Origin of the sequence: Streptomyces sp. NPDC059816 (assembly GCF_042732055.1) — a bacterium.
Classification (GTDB): Bacteria; Actinomycetota; Actinomycetes; order Streptomycetales; family Streptomycetaceae; genus Streptomyces.
The window spans coordinates 29,741-46,745 of the sequence record NZ_JBHWIQ010000018.1; the positions used below are offsets into that span (position 1 = coordinate 29,741).

The 17,005-nt window shown below is 69.7% G+C and carries 13 protein-coding genes; 3 read left to right on the forward strand and 10 right to left on the reverse strand.

The window, feature by feature from the left end:
* The first annotated feature begins 371 nt into the window (after window positions 1-371).
* Entirely contained in the window at window positions 372-707 is a 336-nt protein-coding gene (locus tag ACFV88_RS23270) for an NIPSNAP family protein (RefSeq protein ID WP_385493704.1), read from the forward strand.
* Between the two features lie 145 nt (window positions 708-852).
* On the opposite strand, the gene ACFV88_RS23275 is transcribed toward ACFV88_RS23270, so the two are convergent.
* The 7 genes from ACFV88_RS23275 to ACFV88_RS23305 all read right to left on the reverse strand — a co-directional run bounded on the left by ACFV88_RS23275 (window position 853) and on the right by ACFV88_RS23305 (window position 8,939).
* The gene (locus ACFV88_RS23275; RefSeq protein ID WP_385493705.1) at window positions 853-2,031 is read right to left on the reverse strand and encodes a N(5)-(carboxyethyl)ornithine synthase; all 1,179 of its coding nucleotides are present in this window, start codon (window positions 2,029-2,031) and stop codon (window positions 853-855) included.
* Window positions 2,032-2,870: 839 nt separating this feature from the next.
* The gene (gene cas6e, locus ACFV88_RS23280) at window positions 2,871-3,593 is read right to left on the reverse strand and encodes a type I-E CRISPR-associated protein Cas6/Cse3/CasE (protein WP_385493707.1); all 723 of its coding nucleotides are present in this window, start codon (window positions 3,591-3,593) and stop codon (window positions 2,871-2,873) included.
* Window positions 3,590-4,492: a CRISPR-associated protein Cas5 gene (gene cas5 / locus ACFV88_RS23285; RefSeq protein ID WP_385493708.1), complete on the reverse strand. Its 903-nt coding sequence runs from the start codon at window positions 4,490-4,492 to the stop codon at window positions 3,590-3,592. The genes cas6e and cas5 overlap by 4 nt, the downstream gene beginning before the upstream one ends.
* A complete protein-coding gene (locus ACFV88_RS23290) occupies window positions 4,489-5,835 on the reverse strand; it encodes a type I-E CRISPR-associated protein Cas7/Cse4/CasC (RefSeq protein WP_385493709.1) in 1,347 nt (448 codons plus the stop codon). The genes cas5 and ACFV88_RS23290 overlap by 4 nt, the downstream gene beginning before the upstream one ends.
* On the reverse strand, window positions 5,832-6,383 hold the full coding sequence (gene casB / locus ACFV88_RS23295; protein ID WP_385493710.1) for a type I-E CRISPR-associated protein Cse2/CasB: 552 nt from the start codon (window positions 6,381-6,383) through the stop codon (window positions 5,832-5,834). The genes ACFV88_RS23290 and casB overlap by 4 nt, the downstream gene beginning before the upstream one ends.
* The gene (locus ACFV88_RS23300; RefSeq protein WP_385493712.1) at window positions 6,380-7,879 is read right to left on the reverse strand and encodes a type I-E CRISPR-associated protein Cse1/CasA; all 1,500 of its coding nucleotides are present in this window, start codon (window positions 7,877-7,879) and stop codon (window positions 6,380-6,382) included. The genes casB and ACFV88_RS23300 overlap by 4 nt, the downstream gene beginning before the upstream one ends.
* A gap of 763 nt (window positions 7,880-8,642) precedes the next feature.
* Window positions 8,643-8,939 (reverse strand): hypothetical protein, encoded by a 297-nt coding sequence (locus ACFV88_RS23305; RefSeq protein WP_385493713.1) that lies wholly within the window; start codon window positions 8,937-8,939, stop codon window positions 8,643-8,645.
* Window positions 8,940-8,989: 50 nt separating this feature from the next.
* Here ACFV88_RS23305 and ACFV88_RS23310 point away from each other — a divergent pair, with 50 nt between their 5' ends.
* Window positions 8,990-12,187, forward strand: a complete 3,198-nt coding sequence (locus tag ACFV88_RS23310; protein ID WP_385493715.1) for a hypothetical protein — start codon at window positions 8,990-8,992, stop codon at window positions 12,185-12,187.
* A 212-nt stretch (window positions 12,188-12,399) separates the two neighbouring features.
* Here the strand turns inward: ACFV88_RS23310 and ACFV88_RS23315 are convergent, their stop codons facing one another.
* The gene (locus ACFV88_RS23315) at window positions 12,400-12,822 is read right to left on the reverse strand and encodes a YjbQ family protein (RefSeq protein ID WP_385493716.1); all 423 of its coding nucleotides are present in this window, start codon (window positions 12,820-12,822) and stop codon (window positions 12,400-12,402) included.
* Window positions 12,823-13,054: 232 nt separating this feature from the next.
* Between ACFV88_RS23315 and ACFV88_RS23320 the strand changes: the two genes are divergently transcribed.
* Window positions 13,055-14,164, forward strand: a complete 1,110-nt coding sequence (locus ACFV88_RS23320) for an NAD(P)-binding domain-containing protein (protein ID WP_385493718.1) — start codon at window positions 13,055-13,057, stop codon at window positions 14,162-14,164.
* A 41-nt stretch (window positions 14,165-14,205) separates the two neighbouring features.
* Here the strand turns inward: ACFV88_RS23320 and mltG are convergent, their stop codons facing one another.
* Together mltG and ACFV88_RS23330 are read right to left on the reverse strand one after the other, a co-directional pair.
* Window positions 14,206-15,063, reverse strand: a complete 858-nt coding sequence (gene mltG / locus ACFV88_RS23325; RefSeq protein WP_385493719.1) for an endolytic transglycosylase MltG — start codon at window positions 15,061-15,063, stop codon at window positions 14,206-14,208.
* A 43-nt stretch (window positions 15,064-15,106) separates the two neighbouring features.
* A complete protein-coding gene (locus ACFV88_RS23330) occupies window positions 15,107-16,906 on the reverse strand; it encodes an ABC transporter ATP-binding protein (RefSeq protein ID WP_385493721.1) in 1,800 nt (599 codons plus the stop codon).
* Between the last annotated feature and the right edge of the window lie 99 nt (window positions 16,907-17,005).

Sequence of the window (17,005 nt, forward strand, 5' to 3'; positions counted from 1 at the left end):
CCGCCCGCGGCGCGGGTTCCGGCCCGTGGGGGGGGGGGGGGGGCGGGCGGGCCGGGCCCCCCCCGCCGGGCGCGGGGCCCCGCGCGGCGCGGGGGCCCCCCCCCCCACGGCCGGACGGGTCCGCATGAGGTCGGTCTAGCCGTCTCCGGTGATGTCGCCGGCTGCCACACGACCGCGTTGCACGAGGCGCCCCTGACAGACGGGGGAACAGTGGCAGGAGCAACACGCATTCATCGGGGGCGCGTCGTGGCGTGGCGGGATTCCCTCCGGCTCCCCGGCGCTCGTAAGCTCCGGACCGCGAGGCCCGGGCTTCGAGGGCTACAGGTCCCGGCGTTCGGGGCCCGACAACAGGAGCAGGGAAGAGAGCACACATGATCACGATTCATCTGAAGTACGAGATCGACCCCGACCGCATCGAGGACTTCGAAGAGTACGGCCGCCGATGGGTCGGCCTCGTCAACCGCTTCGGCGGCACCCATCACGGCTACTTCCTCCCGAGCGAGGGTGACAGCGACATCGCCTACGCCCTCTTCTCGTTCCCCGACTTCGCTCAGTACGAACGTTATCGGGCGGACAGCGCCACCGACCCCGCGTGCCAGGCGGCGTTCGAACTGGCCCGTCGGACCAAGTGCATCCGCCGCTACGAACGCCGCTTCCTGCGCCCCCTCGACACCTCGCCGACCTCTCGGGAACAGCCGTCCGCGTGAGGCGATCCCGTCCCGCCCGGACCGGATCGACGATCCGACCTCCCGGGGCAGGGACGGCATCACGAAGCCGCTGGCGCCGCCGGGTTCAGAGGAGGGCTACGGAACTCCCCGGGCGGGTTCCGCCTCCAGGCGGTGGGCAACCTCGTCACCTCGACATGGCGCTGCTCAACCGGGGCTCCCGGGCTTCGGAAGCGTGCGGGTAGGCGGCTGACCGGTGCTGGAAGGAGAGGATCTTGGGGTTCCGGACGACGCCGTCACGGATCTCGATGGCCCGTCTGACCGTGACGTCGGCGTCCCATGCCTCGGGACCGCTCATGACCGTGTGCAGGTAGGGAAGGAGGGCCTCGCTGATCTCCCAGGTCGCGGAGTTCCACAGGTGCGACGGGCTGTGGTCCACCCCGTAGTAGTGGCAGTCCCGCCCCACCCCGAACACGGGCTCATCGAAGGTCGTCGGGCGGGCCCAGGTGAAGCCCATGCCCTCGTCACAGGCGACGTCGACGAAGAAGGTTCCCGGCCGGAAGAGGGGAAGATCCTCGTCGGTGACGAACGTGAGCGGTGCGTCGGTGTCCTGCAAGACGCAGTTGACGATAACGTCGAACCCGGCCAAGTACTCCGCCATCGGCACGGAACCGGTCTCGCTGACCACTTCCAGGCGGGTCGGATCGTCCTCCTGTTCTTGGAAGTGGCCCATCACGACCGAGGGCATCGGTGACGCCACCGCCGTGGCGGCGCGCCGGGTGAGTACCGTGACGTCGGAAACCCCCATGGCGCCCAGGCCCGTGACCGCACCGCGTGCCGTGGCGCCGAAGCTGATGACCACCGCGCGCAGACGGCGTCCGTAGCTACCCGTCAGCCCACCGAGTTGGAGGGCGTGCAGCACCGAGCAGTAGCCGGCGAGCTCGTTGTTCTTGTGGAACACATGGACACTGGACGCGCCGGCGGAGGTCCAGTGGTTCATGGCTTCCCAAGCGATCAGCGTCAGCCGTCGGTCGATGGCGATCTGGGTCATCTTCTCGTCCTGCACGCAGTGCGGCCATCCCCACAGCACCTGGCCCTCGCGCAGTTCGGCGACGTCGTCGTGCATCGGTTTCGGCAGCAACAGGACGTCGCACTCGTCGAGGAGCCCCGCGCGGGAGCGCAGGCCGGCCACGAGTGGGCGCAGCGCGTCATCGGCGATGCCGAACCGTTGGCCGTACCCCTCTTCCAGGAAGACCTTCTCGCGTACGTCCGGGGCGACCCGGTCGAGGTGGCGGGGGTGCAGCGGCAAGCGGAACTCGTTCTCCTTGCGGGAGGAAGCGAGTACTCCGAGGCTCATCGGACTCATGTGGGGCGGCTCATTTCCGACCGGGCGCGATGCGCTCCGGCATTGGCCGTGACCCGAGGGCGACGCCGAAACGGATGACGGCGTGCGAGGTGCGCTCGGTACCGCCACCGTACTACCGTCCCGGGCCGCCGGGCTCTCACCGCTCGTTCGAGCGCGAACACCCGCGGGTTCGGTCAGCCTGGCGCGGGTGTTCCGACGGTGGTGGTCACCCACGGGTCGCCCTGGAAGCCGCCCAGCGCGCCGAACGGTCGCAGACGTCGCTCAGGCTCGCCGACTGCCCGGGGGCGGCGCCGTTACGGCGCGTACCGCGCGAGGCCTCCCGTGTCGCACGCGTAGGTTCAGCCCAGGAAACTCAGCCGGACTTGACGGCGCGGATTGTCGCGGTTGGTGTCCGCCAACCTCCGCAAAGACAACCCCCAGGCTACCCGGATTGCGACACGCACCAGTCCCCTGCAGCCGGACGAACACTGCACGCAGCCGACTGGTGTTGTTGTGCACCGCGCCATGGGCCCCTCTTTGTACTGGTCTCCCGGCGGGTTCGTTCTCCCGTGGAAGCCAAGCCTGGTAGACGTCCCTGACCATGTCACCCGGACGATGGCCGGGTCGCCGCGACCCGGAAGCCCGCCAAGCGCGCTGCTGAAGGAAGGGAATCGGCCGAGCGAAAGTCCGGTCCGTCAGCTCACGGTCCTGCGAGGGGACAGGTGGCGGCATTGACGATCATCATGAGTACTCATCCCAGATGCCGCCGTCAGGAGCAACCAAAGGGCCTACCTGATTCTCGGCACCACAACGGACCCGCCAGGCGGCATCCTTCATGACTGCGCGCCGAATCCTCGGGGTCAACGCGTCAGTACGAGCCCGCATCCATACGCACGCCCGCGGCCCACACCGTCGGAGAGCGCGGTGACGAACACACCCGGATCAGCCACGGTCAGCGTGCCTCGTACCTCGGCGCGTGCGATCCGCACGGCCCGGTCTGGATCGGCGCTGGAGGCCAGGGGCAGCGAACGCACGGACAGAGCGTCCGGGTCCGTGATTGCTCCCACTCTTCCCGGGGTCTTTCCATGCCCGAAGTGATGCGCGCACCACTTCCGTATGCCGGCCTGAGTAGTGTGCGCCACCCGCTTGCCCCGGACCGGTTCCCCGTCGGGCCCGGTCCGGGGTCGACTGTAGGTGGGGTTAACCACTGCCCGGAAGCCGACCGTGTCACCAGTCCGGAACGTCTGATCAACGGTGATGAGCTGCGGGGCGTCCCGAAGTGCGCCCTTCGGGACGTGTGCCCAGTCCGCCGTGACCCTCGACTGGACGACCAGGACGAGTGCCGCCGCTTTGAGGTCGACGGTCCAGGTCGACAACACGCCCATCTGGGCGCGTGCGTCGGGGCTGCCGTTGTCAACCCACCCTTTGAACCCGCTCATGACCGTCCGGTGCATCTCCTGGGCGTCGATCAGGGACTTGGCCACGTAGGGGTGACGCGCATCCAGTGTCAGAACGGAGTGGGTGGCGACGAATCGGGCAAGCGCCGTCGATGTCGTGCGGCTCTGCTGCGGGGAATCACTCACGGGATGATCTCTTCCCACTCAGTGGCGTTCGGGTCGAGGGTGATCCGCCGACGGACCTCCCAGCGGGTGGTGTGCTCGGGCCCCAACACGTGGAAGCCCACCGGCTGGTCCTGCACAGACGTGGCACCCGGTTCCCCAGGCGGTACTTGGAACCACGCCCAAAGCCGGCGCCCTGTGTCCGCCGTGCCGTCCGGACCCGGCAGGAGCGAACGGGTACGGAAGACGGTCACCGCGTCACCCGGGACGACCCCGAGGGACAGGGTGCCGGACGGCGGACAGGACTTGCGGCCCAGCCACAACAACCGACGGGGGTACTCCAGCGCCTCTCCCACTGATTCCAGGAACTGCCGGTCCTCGTGCTGGAGCCCCACGAGGAAGGTGGCGTCCGCGAGGTACCACCGCTCGGTGATGAGGGCGGAACGCTGTAGCTCGCGTGAGACCAGCGTGCCCGAGACGGGGTCGGCCGCGATCTTCTTGGGTGCGCCGTACCAGCCACTGAGGGCATGGTCACCGAACCGGTCCCCTGTGGCCGCGTCGAGGGAGGCCGATACGGCGGCGGCCCGCCGGTGGTCCGTGACGATGTCACGTGGACTCAGCGGATACCGCCCGGCGCCCACCGTGTGGTAGTCCCGTACCGGTACACCCGGGTGGTCGGCGCGTACGGCGAAGACGGTGTCGGCGAGCTCTCCGAAGAGCGTGCGCGCCGTCCCCCGCCCCTCCCGGGACGGTCCGGCTTCCTCGGACGGCATGTCCCTCGGCAGCCCGAGCGCCGCGGCGCACATCCCGATGACGGCCGACTTTGTGGGACGCCCGTGCGAATCACGGCGCGGCGCGAATCGGGAGGCCACTCCCCAGGACTGCAGGGGCGCCGCCAGCCTGAGAAGCAGGACATGGCTCACGGGAGCAGACCCTCAATCGAGTCCACCCGGGTGCCGTCCGGCACGCCGGACTCATCAAGCAGGGCATCGATCTCGGCGTCGTATGTGAGCAGGCGCGCCGCACGGATGTCCGTCCTGCGCCGGCTGACGAACGCGTGGTGCCGGAGCAGTCGCGCCACGCCCGCCGGCCCTGCCGGACCCTCTCCGTCCTTGTACCGGGGGTCCTCGATCACCGGCCGCTGGAATGCGGACGCGTAGTTGTACGGGCGGTCGCCCTCGAAGACCAGCACAAGGGCGGGCAGCGATCCGGTGGAGGCGGTGGAGTTCTTCTTCGCCTCGGGGAAGGCGTCGACGAACGCGTTGACGAACTCCTGCTCGGCCGCGACTGCCGCCTCGCCTGCCTCGGTCTCGGTCATGCCGGCCGCCCGCAGGTTGGTCCTCAGCTGGTGCCGGTCCAGCACGGAGTGCCGGTAGAAAGTGCCGGAGATGAGCGACTGGTACCCCGTCATGCCAGCGCCCCCGTTGTCTGCGGCGTCCAGGAAGTCCAGTGCGTTGCGTTTCCGCTCCAGCTTGACGTCGTCGGCAGCGGCGTAGAAGTCGTCGACCTGTTCCGCTTCATGGATGGTGAACGCGTGTGCGCTCTGCACGGCGCCGTCGACGTTGGGCGAATCTGCGATCTCCGCGAGGAATCTCCCGTACAGCGCGATGTCGATGGCGTCACGGGGTGCCAGCGCGGTCAGCACCGCAGCCCGGGACTCCTTTGGCAGCGGCGGCAGATCCGTGCTCTCCACCCGCCCGCCGTCCGCTCCGCCAGCCGACTCGGCGTCGTCGGACGTCCTACGCGTGCCCCGCTTCGGCTTGACCGCCGCCTTCTGCGCCGCGAGGTACGTCTCCCGCCAGCCGGTCAGCTCGCCGGCATTCTCCGCGATGTGCGCGGCGATCCGCTCACCGGCGTCCGACGGGGCGAACAGGAGCACCTTGGTGAGGTTGGCGACGGTCTTCTTGGCCGGTTCGCCGAACTTCAGCCCGGTGGCTTCCAGCACGGCCCGCGTTGTGGTCACGGCCTCGTCCCACTCCCAGCCGTGCGCGGTCTCCAGCTCACGCGCCGCGATGAGGGCCCACTCCCGCGTCCGCAGGCCGGTGGTCCGTCCCACGAGTGGGCCGACCCCAGCGTTGGCCCGCTTCCGGGCGTGCATGCGTTCGGCACGCCGCCGGGCCTGGCTGGTGATCATGTGCCGTTCGACACCTCCATAAACAATGGATTTCGGCGAATTGTTCTCGTCCCGCACGGGCAGGACGGCGGCAAGCGTCTCCAGAAGATGGAGGGAAAGGAACTGGCTCCGCGAGGCGGTGCTCTCAGTCACGTGCTGCTGCCTTTCTGCATGGTCCTGTTCCTGGTGTTCCGCGGCTCGTGGAAATCGACCGCCCAGCCGTAGGCGATACGCGCCGTACGGTCACCCCAGCGTTCGAGATCCTCGACCAGACCGGCCCAGGACGGTGGTTGCTGCTCGCACGCGCGCAAGCGGGCGACGGTGTGCTGGAGATGCCGGTGGGGGACGCGCCGACTGGATACGATCCGATCGACCAGCCGGGTGGCGCCCGGATCGTCCGGCCCGCGCTTCTCCGGGCCGCCGATTCGCCGGGCCGCCGCCCCCAGGCTGCCGCTGCCGCGCGTCGGCTTGGACATTCCCCGGTGGTACACGGCGAAGAGGAAGGCCACGTACTCGTAGTTCTCCCGATCCGCTCCCGGCGGCGCGTACCAGCCGGCCCGGATAAGTGTGTGGGTGTGCGCCGCCGGACGCCGCAGGTCCGCGAGCTCGCCGTACCTCCGGCCGCGCACCAGCGAGACCAGCCAGTCGGTGAGCAACTCGGGGCCCGTCTCCGGGAGGTCCGGTGACAGTTCGTCGGTCATACTCGTCCGTCCACGAGGGTGGCGAGCTCCACGGGTGCGCGGGAGCTGCTGAGTTCTTTCTCGAAGCGCGACCGGGCCGCCGCGCGGGCGCGCAGCCCCTGTCCGTTCGGCGGCAGCGAATCCAGGCGCTTGTCGAGGAATCCGCTTGCCAGCTCCACGAGCCATTCGGCGTAGCCGGGCAGGCAGTCCGCCACCTCGGCTCCGTCCGCGACGTCTGCGAGCAGGGTGTGGTAAGGGTGCTCGGTCGCCTTCCACTGTTCCCCCCGCGCGTCGAAGCGGGCGATCTGGGCCTTCTTGTCGGCGGGTTTGGGATTCGGGTACGCGATCTCCCAGGCCGCGAACGCGGCCCTGTCCAGGCTGCGGGCGAGGTACTCGGCCACCGCGGAACCCCGTTCTGACGCCAGGTGGAGCTCGGGTGCCCGTCCCGGTGCGAAGGGCGCCGCACTGGTCACCCAGCAGGTCGCAGCGGTCTTGTTGGCGAGCAGACCGACGGCGAAGAGTTCGAAAGTACGGCAGCCGCTCCCCTGCTCCTTCGGCAAGCGGGCCAGTCGCGTGTAGAGTCCGCCGGCTGCCTTCTCCACCGCGGCGTAGAGGGCGTGGGCCTCACGCCAGAGGTCCCGCGTGGGCGAAGGCCACAGGGGCTTGCTCACGCCCGTCCGGGTCTCCGACATGACGGCGTCCTGGAGGTGCAGAGCGGGATCCAGGTCGAGCAGTTCGCCCGCACCGATCAGGACCCGGTCGACGGTGGCACGGTCGCCGTTCGTTCCGGCCTCGGGCCGCATCAGCACCGATCGCCCCAGCGGGCTGTGCAGATCGGCGAATCCCCTCACCGGTCGCGGCGGTGGTTTGGCCGTGAAGCCCCTCCGCCGGATCGGTCCTTCTGTCCAGGTCAGATTGAGCGCACCCGGATCGTCGGTGGTGGGGGTGAGGTTGAGACGCAGCGTGTGCCCGAGGGTCCTGCCCAGCGCGAGAACCCTGACGCGGCCACCGAGGCGGCCAGTGGCCAGATTGGTGACAGCCGGACCGAGCGTCTCCTTGCCGGAGATCCGAGCCCGGCCCGCCAGCCCGAAACAGTGCTGGGTCAGCATGGCCCGGAACGCCTCGGCCGCTGGCAGGGGGACCTCGTGCTCAAGGTGGCGGTGATCGGCGAACTGGCTGTAGTCACCAGCGCGTTCCATGACGAGCTGCGCCGGTCCGGTGCCGTGTTCCTCCAGGAACGGCGCCAGCAGGGCGTTCTGGCCCAGGGGCCGCGTCGGATGGAAGAGGTTCCAGTCCTCGTTCGGCTGCCGGACCAGCCAGGCCGCGACCCCCTCCAGGGAAGACTCCTCCCGCACCCAGCGGTCCCACTCCCCCGGCGACGACGGATAGGTCCCGGAGGCGTAGCACAGCGCCAGCAGGAACTCGACGAAGGCGACCTTCTCACCCGGGGTGGCCCCGTCCACGTCCCGGAGCGATTCGGCCCGCCGGAACAGATCCACCAGGTTCAGCTCCGTCACCGTGCCGTCCAACGCCGACGCTCGAACGCAGTGGTGCTCACGGGGGTCCCAACAGACTTCATTGGAATGCATGTTGGGCATGTCTACCGGATCGGCCGGTGCCATGGTGCGAGAACCTCGATGCTGTATGGATGATCCACCGGCAGAGACGGCAGACCGGTATCAGTAGCGAATCCCCGCGGACGCGGGGAGAAGAGGCGGTCGGCCTTGCCGACGCGCGCCCTTTGCGGGTCATCCTCGCGGGCGCGAGGCATGGGTAGTCAGTGCTCGGCGGCTTCCTGTTATCGTCACTTCAGCGTGGCCTCTTGACCGCCACGACCGGGACGAACAAGCCGCCTCCCGGCAGCCGAAGGTCCCGGCCGTGGCCTGTGACGGTCTCTCCCGGCCTCATTCCGGGAGAGACCTCACAGCCCCGCTACAAGGCGAGCAACCACAGCCGCAACGGCGATCTCGATCACCATCAGGACCAGGGCACTCCGATGCTTCCTGCACCACCTCCTCGCCGTGAGCAGCGGCCTCGGTCGCGATCGCGGACATTCGTCCATGTACGCCCCCTCCTGCGCTCTGTGAGCTGGGGAAGCCCCAGGCCACGGAGCGACGAGAGGCGAGCTCGACCTGCCGAGATCCGCAGTCTTGCACAGCTGCAAGGACGACCGCAAAGCGCGAGCGGATTTTGGCAACACGCGCTCTTTGGTTGCAAGTTGAAGCGTCAACGGCCCTCAGGCGAGGCCGGCGGAACTGAGGCGACCGGGCTCACGGGACGTCAGCGCTGCGGGCGACGTCGTACGAGGATCGTCAGGGTCGTCCGGGCGTCCCGGCGTCGTTCGGGGTTGCGCGAGGCAACCGAGACGAAGGCGACGCCGAGCACAGTCCCGGTGTAGGCCAGGCCGGTGACGGCTGCCAGAGCCGTGGCGTCGACGAGTAGTGCGTGCATGGTGGGTTTCCCTCCGAGAAGGACCGCCCAGTCGAAGTGCCGGGCGGCGGTGGAGCAGTTGTCCTCCGTCCGATGGGTTTCCTGCGACTTCCTGACGGCTCCGAAGGACGCTGCGAGCCTGGTCACGGCCAGGGAGGATTCCGTCCGGTAACTTATGTTGGACGTTGGAGGGCGGCATGGGCGACGCTGAAGGCAAAGTCGCGCTGGGCTGGTTGTCCGGCCTTCTGAAAGGGCTGTACGACGAGGCCAAGGAGGCCAGTCCCACCGGGCTCTCCTACTCGCGGGTCGGGATGGCGCTGGGGTTCCGTGGGGACAAGGACCTCAGGTCCTGGACGTCAAGACTCAGCAATTGGCTCCGAGGAAGTACCACGCCCGACGACCTGGCCCTGTTCATGGCCCTGGTGGACCACTTGGAGTCGAAGCTCGATCGCCGCCCGATCCCCCGGGAGGCATGGCTCTCCGCTTTCGCCGCAGCGCAGGACGAACGAAAAGCCAGAGTGGGCGGCCGACCTCCCAAGAATCCCCGCTCCAAAACCGCTCCCTTCCACTTCCGCCACACGGCCCGGGGCTGGTGCCCTCCCGACCTCGTCGGCCGCGACGTGGATCTCGAACGCCTCGCCTCCGTGTTGCGTGCGCGGTCGGTGACGCCCGGGTATCTGACCCTCGTGGCGCCGGCCTGGGCGGGAAAGAGCGCGCTCCTGGCATCGTGGGTCGCGTCCCATGTACCGGCGGACACGGATGTCATCGCGTACTTCGTGCGGCAGGGCACTGCGGCGCAGGACTCCGATGACTTCGTGAGGACCGCGGTGGGCCAACTGGCCCTGTGCGCCGGGAAGAAGGCAGCCCGAAGCCAGGACACACCGGCCGCGCTCCCGGCACTGTACGAGCAGGCGGCGGAGAAGAGCGTCAAGCGCGGCCGGAAGCTGCTCCTGGTCATCGACGGGCTGGACGAGGACACCGGGGCGGGAGGCGCGAAGCCCAGCATCGCTTCCCTCCTTCCGCAGCGTCTGTGCGCGGGCCTCACCGTGTTGGTCGGCATGCGCCCCTACCCGCCCCTACCCAGTGACGTCCCTGCGGGCCACCCGCTGCGGAAAGCCGAGCAACTGCCGGGGTTCCGACCCTCCCCCGAGGCCGCCGTACTGCGGGACACCGCCTATGAAGACCTCACCCGGCTGTGCGACGACAAGGCAGGGCCGGGACGGGAGGCCCTCGGGTTCCTGACCGTCGCCAACCGCGGCGGCCTCGGCTACGAGGATCTGGCCGACCTCATCGCTACTGGGGGACGCGCCGCGCCGCTCCCCTACGACCTGGAGCGGCTCCTGCGCAATGTGGCCGGGCGCGTGCTCGGGCCGGAGGACCTCGCCCCGGACACGTTCGTCCTGGCGCACTCAACACTGCACAGCACGGCGCAGGGCCTGTTCGGGGTGCGCGGACTCGCGGCCCTGACCGCGCGCCTGGACACGTGGGCCGACGACCACCGCGCCCGGGGCTGGCCCGAGACCACCCCCGCCTTTCTGCTCCAGCACTATCCCGAACTGGTCCGCTCCCGTGGGGACCTCGGCCGTTTCACCGACTTCGCGCTTGATCACCGGCGGCTGCTGCGCCTCGCCGATCTGGGCCGGCCCGATCTCGCGGTCGCCTCCCTCGAAGAGGTCGTCAAGGCACGGCCGACGTCTGTCGTCCTCGCCTCGGCAGCCGCCTCACGGTCCCTGCTGGCCAGCGGTGGCCGACATGTTCCGGTGGAGGTGCTGCGGGCACTGGCCTCGGTCGGCGACATCGCACGGGCCCGTTCCCTCGCGCTGTCCGCTCCGGATCCGGCCTCCAGAGCTTTGCGGCTCATTGAGGCGGTCCCCACCCTGCTCGCGGCGAAGCCACAGCCGGTCGAGGAGGCACGGCGGCTCGCGACGGAAGCCGCCGAGTGGGCGGAGCGGGCCCAGTACCAGAATCCGGTGGGAGATCGAGCGGTCGGCCGGGCCGGAACGGTGGTGGCGGAGGTCGCCGTCGCCCTCGCTGCGGCCGGGCTGCCCCATGACGCGGACCGGTTGCTGAGGTCGGTCGACTTCTGGCGGCGAGACCTGGCTGCCTCGGCGGCCGAGGTCGCCTCGTTGCTCCTCGATTCCGAGCCACACTACGCGAACGACCTGCTGGACGAACTGCTGCGTGAGGCGGAGTACCAGGAAGAGTCCCCGGAGGGATCACTCTCCTGCGCGAGGGAGATCCGGGCGGCTGTGGCTACGACCGATCCCGCGCGGGCGAATGCGCGTCGGCAGCGTCCCGGACAGTTCTCCGCCGATGTCGACGCGGTCGAGCCGGAGCCCGGCCCGCCCCTGACCGACGCCACGGTCTGGGTAGAGGACACCGGCGACCCCTGCCCCGAAGCCGACGAAGCGAATGAGTACGACGAGCTGTGCGGGGATGCGCGACGGCTGTCGGAACTCGGGGACGCGCCCGGGCTCCGGCTCAGCGTCGACCGGTTCATGAAACGGACCTCCGTTCCCGAGACCCCCGTCGCCTGGCTCTGCCACCTCGGTGAGCGTGGCCTCCTGGCGACCGGGTCGCGGGACCCGCTGTTCGCCGTACACGCGTGGGCGTCGGCCTCCGTGGCATCCCTGCGGTGTCCTGCCTCGGCTCTCCGGTGCGCGGAGACGGCGGCGGAAGCGGCGGACCGCGTCTCCGGCGACCAATCGCCCCTGGCGCGGAGTCTCGTCGCTCAGGCCTTCGCCCTGGCCGGAGCCGCCGAGCGGGCACGGGCCTGGGCGGCTCCTGCGGACGGCCGCAGACTGCTTGGCCGTACCGGAGGCGTATACCGCCGGACTGCGCTGGCCGTGGAGGCGGTACTGGCCCCGCAGGCCGTGGTCACGTCCCCGGGACCCGTGGCGCACGACGCGTTCACGGCCGACGTGTTCGGCGCCTTGGCCGATCATGCCGCTGGCGCTCCGACGGAGGCCCGACTCGCCGTCCTGGAGACCTCGGCCCGCGCCCGTCTCGGGGCGCAGCCCCTGATGCTCGCCTGCCTCGCTGTACTCCAGGCATCGCTCGGCGACCCGGAACGGGCGTACACGACGATCGCCGGCGTCCCGGACTCCGACGCTCGCGGAGTCGCCCTGGCCGCAGTGGCCGGCCATCTGGCCGGAACGCCCGTGCTTCTGGACGTGACGGCCGAAGCCGACGACTGGACGCTGACAATCCTGTGCACCATCGCCCGTGCTCTGTGCCCAGCGCCGCCGACTGCCCACCCCCTCATACCGGGGATGGTCCGCGAAGCTCTTGGGACCGACACCTGGTACCGCGTCCTGCCAACACTGAACCGGGTCGCTCCAGAGGCGGTCGACGCCGTCCTCGCCGTGGTCGAACAGGATCGGCGAAGGCGCTGACGCGCGGCGCAACTGGCCCACGCTCCGCCCTGCCAAGGTGAGGAGCAGCCGATTGCTCCCGAGGCCAAGCGCTTGGCCACCGCCCCGGGCATTGTCCGCAGCCGTCGTGCGGCCGTCTGATTGCGCCCAGGGCGGTACCGCGCTTCTTTCTTCCGTATTGCCGGAACGCAGGAGAATCGGCGCCACCAACAGGACGATCTTGAACTGCTCTATCAGCCCAAGAAGCTCAGCCGCACTTGACGATTGACATTATCGATATTGGTGTCCACCAAACAGACCGACTGCCAGGTACCCAAAGCGAGTTCCCCGCCGACGACGGGCAGCGTCGCGTGCGGGGCCACGAGCCCGGGGAGGACGTGGTCGCGTCCGTGTCCGGGGCTACCGTGTCGGTGCTGCCAGCGATCGTCCGCCGGGAGCAGTTGGTGCAGGGTGGCCAGGAGGTCGTCGTCGCTGCCCGAGCCGGTCTCGATCACGGCGACGCCCGCCGTGGCGTGCGGGACGAAGACGTTGAGCAGGCCGTCCCGGCCCACGGCGACGTCCCTCAGGAAGGACGTGCAGTTCTCGGTGAGGTCCATGACCGTCTCGCCGGAACCGGTGGTGACGTCGAGTACGCAAGTGGTGAAGGTGTGGGACATGGTTCCATGCTGGCCCAGGACCCGCCCGGACCGTTGGATCACCGCTCCCATCCGGACGGGCGCGGACGGGGGAACCGTGGCCGACCGGGCGCGGGTCCTCGCGGGCGCGGGCGCCGTTCGGCGGTGCGTACCGGCCCTGTGGTGGGCATTTCGGGCTCCCGTGGTGTCCCAGGTCACGGTCGTGAACTTGGCCGGGGGGAAGCTCCGACCCACCAAGCTGGTTAGTAGAAGCGTGAACGATATCGGGGACCTGAGCAACGTCGACGGCGTCACCGTTCCGCAGGTGGAGGTCGTGGTCATAGGCGCCGGGCAAGCCGGGCTGTCCAGCGCCTACCACCTGCGGCGCACCGGCTTCGTACCGGATGACGACTTCGTGGTGCTCGACCACTCGCCCGGGCCTGGCGGGGCCTGGCAGTTCCGATGGCCGACGCTGACGTACGGCAGGGTGCACGGCATGCACGCGCTACCCGGCATGGAGCTGGCCGGCGCCGACCCCGCCCGGCCGTCCTCCGAGGTGATCGGAGAGTACTTCACGGCGTACGAGCACACCTTCGACCTGCGGGTTCGCCGTCCCGTCGACGTGAGCGCGGTACGGGAGGGGGAGAACGGCAGACTGTTGGTCGAGAGCACGTCGGGGCGGTGGGCCACCCGTGCCGTGATCAACGCGACGGGTACCTGGGACCGGCCCTTCTGGCCCCGGTACCCCGGGCAGGAGACCTTCCGGGGCGAGCAACTGCACACCGCCCAGTACCGGGGGCCGGGCGGGTTCGCCGGTCGGCGCGTGCTGGTGGTCGGCGGTGGGGCGTCGGGAACGCAGCACCTGATGGAGCTGGCTCCGTACGCCGCCGAGACCCACTGGGTGACGCGACGGCCTCCGGTGTTCGTCGAGGAACCGTTCGACGCCGAGGCGGGACGGTCCGCGGTGGCGTTGGTCGAGGAGCGGGTACGAGCGGGGCTCCCGCCACGGAGCGTGGTGTCGGTGACCGGCCTCCCACTCACGGACGCGGTCAAGGCCGCGCGTGCCAGTGGGGTGCTGGAGCGGCTGCCGATGTTCGACCGGATCACGCCGGAGGGGGTGGTCTGGGAGGACGGGCGGAGCATCGAGGTCGACGTCATCCTCTGGGCCACGGGCTTTCGTCCCGTGACCGACCATCTGGCCCCGCTGCGGCTCCGCGGGCCTGGCGGCGGCATCCAGTTGGAGGGAACACGGGCGGTCGCCGATCCCCGGGTCCACCTGGTGGGTTACGGGCCGTCGGCGAGCACGATCGGAGCGAACCGGGCCGGACGCGCCGCGGTGCGCGACATCCGACGGTTGCTGTCGGACTCGTTGGTCTCGACGTGAGTCACGGGCCGTGCAGAGGCCGACTCAGTGGGCTGTACCCGTCATGAGGTGGGCGAGGGCGACCGGGCGTCCGGGCTCTGGTTCTGGTTCTGGTTGAACTCGGTCACATTGCGCTGGTGGTCCTCGTACTCAGCGGTGAAGCGCGTGTCACCGGGTTTCACCGTGACGAAGTACAGCCAGTCGCCCGGTGGCGGAGCGACTGCCGCGCGCAGGGCTTGGTCGCCGGGGCTGGCGATGGGGGTGGGGGGCAGTCCGGTGCGGGTGTAGGTGTTGTAGGGGGTGTCGACCCGGGCGTCGTCGTTGTCGCTGTGCGATGTGCTCCGGTTGAGCACGTAGTCGATCGTGGAGTCCATCTGGAGGGGCATCCCCTGCTCCAGCCGGTTGTGGATCACTCGTGCGACCTTGCCCATGTCGGTCTTGTCGTCGGCTTCGGTCTGGATGATGCTCGCGATCGTCACCGTTTGATACAGGTTCAGCGTGCTGGCGCCGCTGGCACCGGCGGCGACCGGGCCCGCGCGGAACCTCTTGTTGGCGTTGTTCACCATCGACGACAGCAGTGAGCGGGGTGTCGTCTTGGCGGTGACCGGATAGGTGGCCGGAAGCAGATAGCCCTCGGGGTTCCCCCGCGCGTCGGCGGGGAGCGCCAGACGCATCGTGGGCACCTCCTTCCTGGTGGTACCGGCCCGGAGGGCGAGCGCCTTGTCGACAGCCGTGTACACCTGGTCGGCGCGCCAGCCCTCCGGCACGGTCAGGGAACCGGGTTCGGCGGGCTGCCCGCCGGGCAGGGCCATGGGGACGGCGATCGAGGTACCGACCACGACCGCTCCGACAGCGACCAGGGCGATCCGGCCGCGGCGTGTGAGACGGATCGGGCGACGACGCGGAGTCTCGGTCTGCATGGCGGCACGTTAACCCGACAAGGTCGACGAACCACGCACATGGTTATCTTGCGGGCTCCAGTTCGGCGTCTTGATGCACCAGCGCGGCGTAACGGCCCTCCAGGGCGAGCAGTTCCTGGTGGGTGCCGCGCTCCACGATCCGCCCCTCGTCGAGAACCACGATGTGGTCGGCGCCCCTGATGGTGGAGAGCCGGTGGGCGATGGTGATGGTGGTGCGCCCCTCGGACACGGCCTCCAGGGCCGCCTGTACCGCGGATTCGGTGTGGGTGTCGAGCGCGCTCGTCGCTTCGTCCAGAACCAGCACCGGCGGGTTGCGCAAGATGGTGCGGGCAATGGCGAGCCGCTGCTTCTCGCCCCCCGAGAAGCGGTACCCACGCTCCCCCACCACCGTGTCGTAGCCCTCGGGAAGCGCGGCTATGTGGTCGTGTATCTGAGCCGAGCGAGCCGCTGCGACCAGTTCCGCGTCGGTGGCTTCGGGGCGGGCGAACCGCAGGTTCTCGGCGACGGTCGCGTGGAACAGGTAGGTCTCCTGGGACACCACGCCGACGGTGCGCGCCAGGGTGCCGAAGTCCACGTCCCGCACGTCGACCCCGTCGATGGTCACGCGGCCCGCGCTCACGTCGTAGAGACGCGGCACCAGGTGACCGAGGGTCGACTTGCCCGCCCCGGTGGCCCCGACGACCGCGAGGCTGCCGCCGGCCGGGACGGCGAGGTCGATCCCGTCGAGCACGGCTCGGCTCTGGTCGTCGTAACGGAATCCGACCTGCTCGAAGGCGACTTCGCCCTTGACGTGGCCCAACTGGACGGGCTCGGCCGATTCGGTGATGTCAGGGGGAAGGTCCAGGTACTCGAAGATGCGCTGGAACAGGGCGAGTGACGCTTGTACGTCCACCCCGGTTGACAGCAGGCTGACCGCGGGGCGGAAGAGCCCCTGCTGGAGCGAGACGAAGGCGACGAGGGTACCGATGGAGACGGCGGGCCCGCCGGACGCGGAGGCCATTCCCGCGGACCAGTACAGGACGGCGGGCATGGCCGACATGACGATGGTGATGACGGCCATGCGCCAGCGTCCCGCGGTACTGGAGCTCACTTCGAGGTCGACCAGTCGCTCGGACTCCTTCGCGAAGGAGTCCGTGAGGGAGTCGGCCCGCCCCATGGTGCGACCGAGGAGGATACCGCTGACGGAGAGCGACTCGGTGACGGTGGCGGCCATGACGGCCAGCTGTTTCTGTCTCTGGGTGGTGATCCGCTTGCGCTCCCGACCCACGCGGCGGCTGATCCAGGCGAAAACGGGCAGCAGGAGCAGGGACACCACGGTGAGCCGCCAGCCGAGCGCCAGCATGGCGACGATCGTGGCGACGACGGCGGTGAGGTTGGAGACCAGGGACGTCGCCGTGGAGGTCACCGTCGCCTGCATGCCGCCGATGTCGTTGGCGAGGCGGGACTGGACCTCTCCGGTCCTGGTCCTGGTGAAGAAGGCCAGGGACATGCTCTGGAGGCGCGCGTACACCGCGGTGCGGAGATCGTGCATCACACGTTGTCCGACCGTGGTGGAGATCAGGACCTGGAGGACGCCGAGCACACTCGTCACCACAGCGCTGAGGACCATGCCGAGCGCCAGCAGACTCAGCAGGACCGTACGACCCTCCGGGATCGCGGTGTCCACGATCGCCTTCAGCAGGAAGGGCGTCACCACCGAGGCCACCGAGGCGGCAGCGACGAGCAGACCGACGATGACGAGCTTGCCGGTGTAGGGACGGAAGAGTCGCAGGATGCGGCGCAGCTGTCTCGCCCCCTCGGGCGCGGAGGGGGCGGTCGTCAGGGAGCTCACTTCGGCGGGCACGGGCCTCCTCCGGGGAAAGGACGGATGCGGGGCGGCGTCTCTTTTCGAGCGCAGAAATGACCGGGCCGGGAGGGAGCCCGGCACGGCGATCCGGAGCCG

Bases quoted from the DNA above. Each gene is read 5' to 3' on its own strand.
- ACFV88_RS23310 (WP_385493715.1), top strand. From the start codon at position 8,990: ATGGGCGACGCTGAAGGCAAAGTCGCGCTGGGCTGGTTGTCCGGCCTT.
- ACFV88_RS23275 (WP_385493705.1), bottom strand. From the start codon at position 2,031: ATGAGTCCGATGAGCCTCGGAGTACTCGCTTCCTCCCGCAAGGAGAAC.
- ACFV88_RS23315 (WP_385493716.1), bottom strand. From the start codon at position 12,822: ATGTCCCACACCTTCACCACTTGCGTACTCGACGTCACCACCGGTTCC.
- casB (WP_385493710.1), bottom strand. From the start codon at position 6,383: ATGACCGACGAACTGTCACCGGACCTCCCGGAGACGGGCCCCGAGTTG.
- mltG (WP_385493719.1), bottom strand. From the start codon at position 15,063: ATGCAGACCGAGACTCCGCGTCGTCGCCCGATCCGTCTCACACGCCGC.
- ACFV88_RS23270 (WP_385493704.1), top strand. From the start codon at position 372: ATGATCACGATTCATCTGAAGTACGAGATCGACCCCGACCGCATCGAG.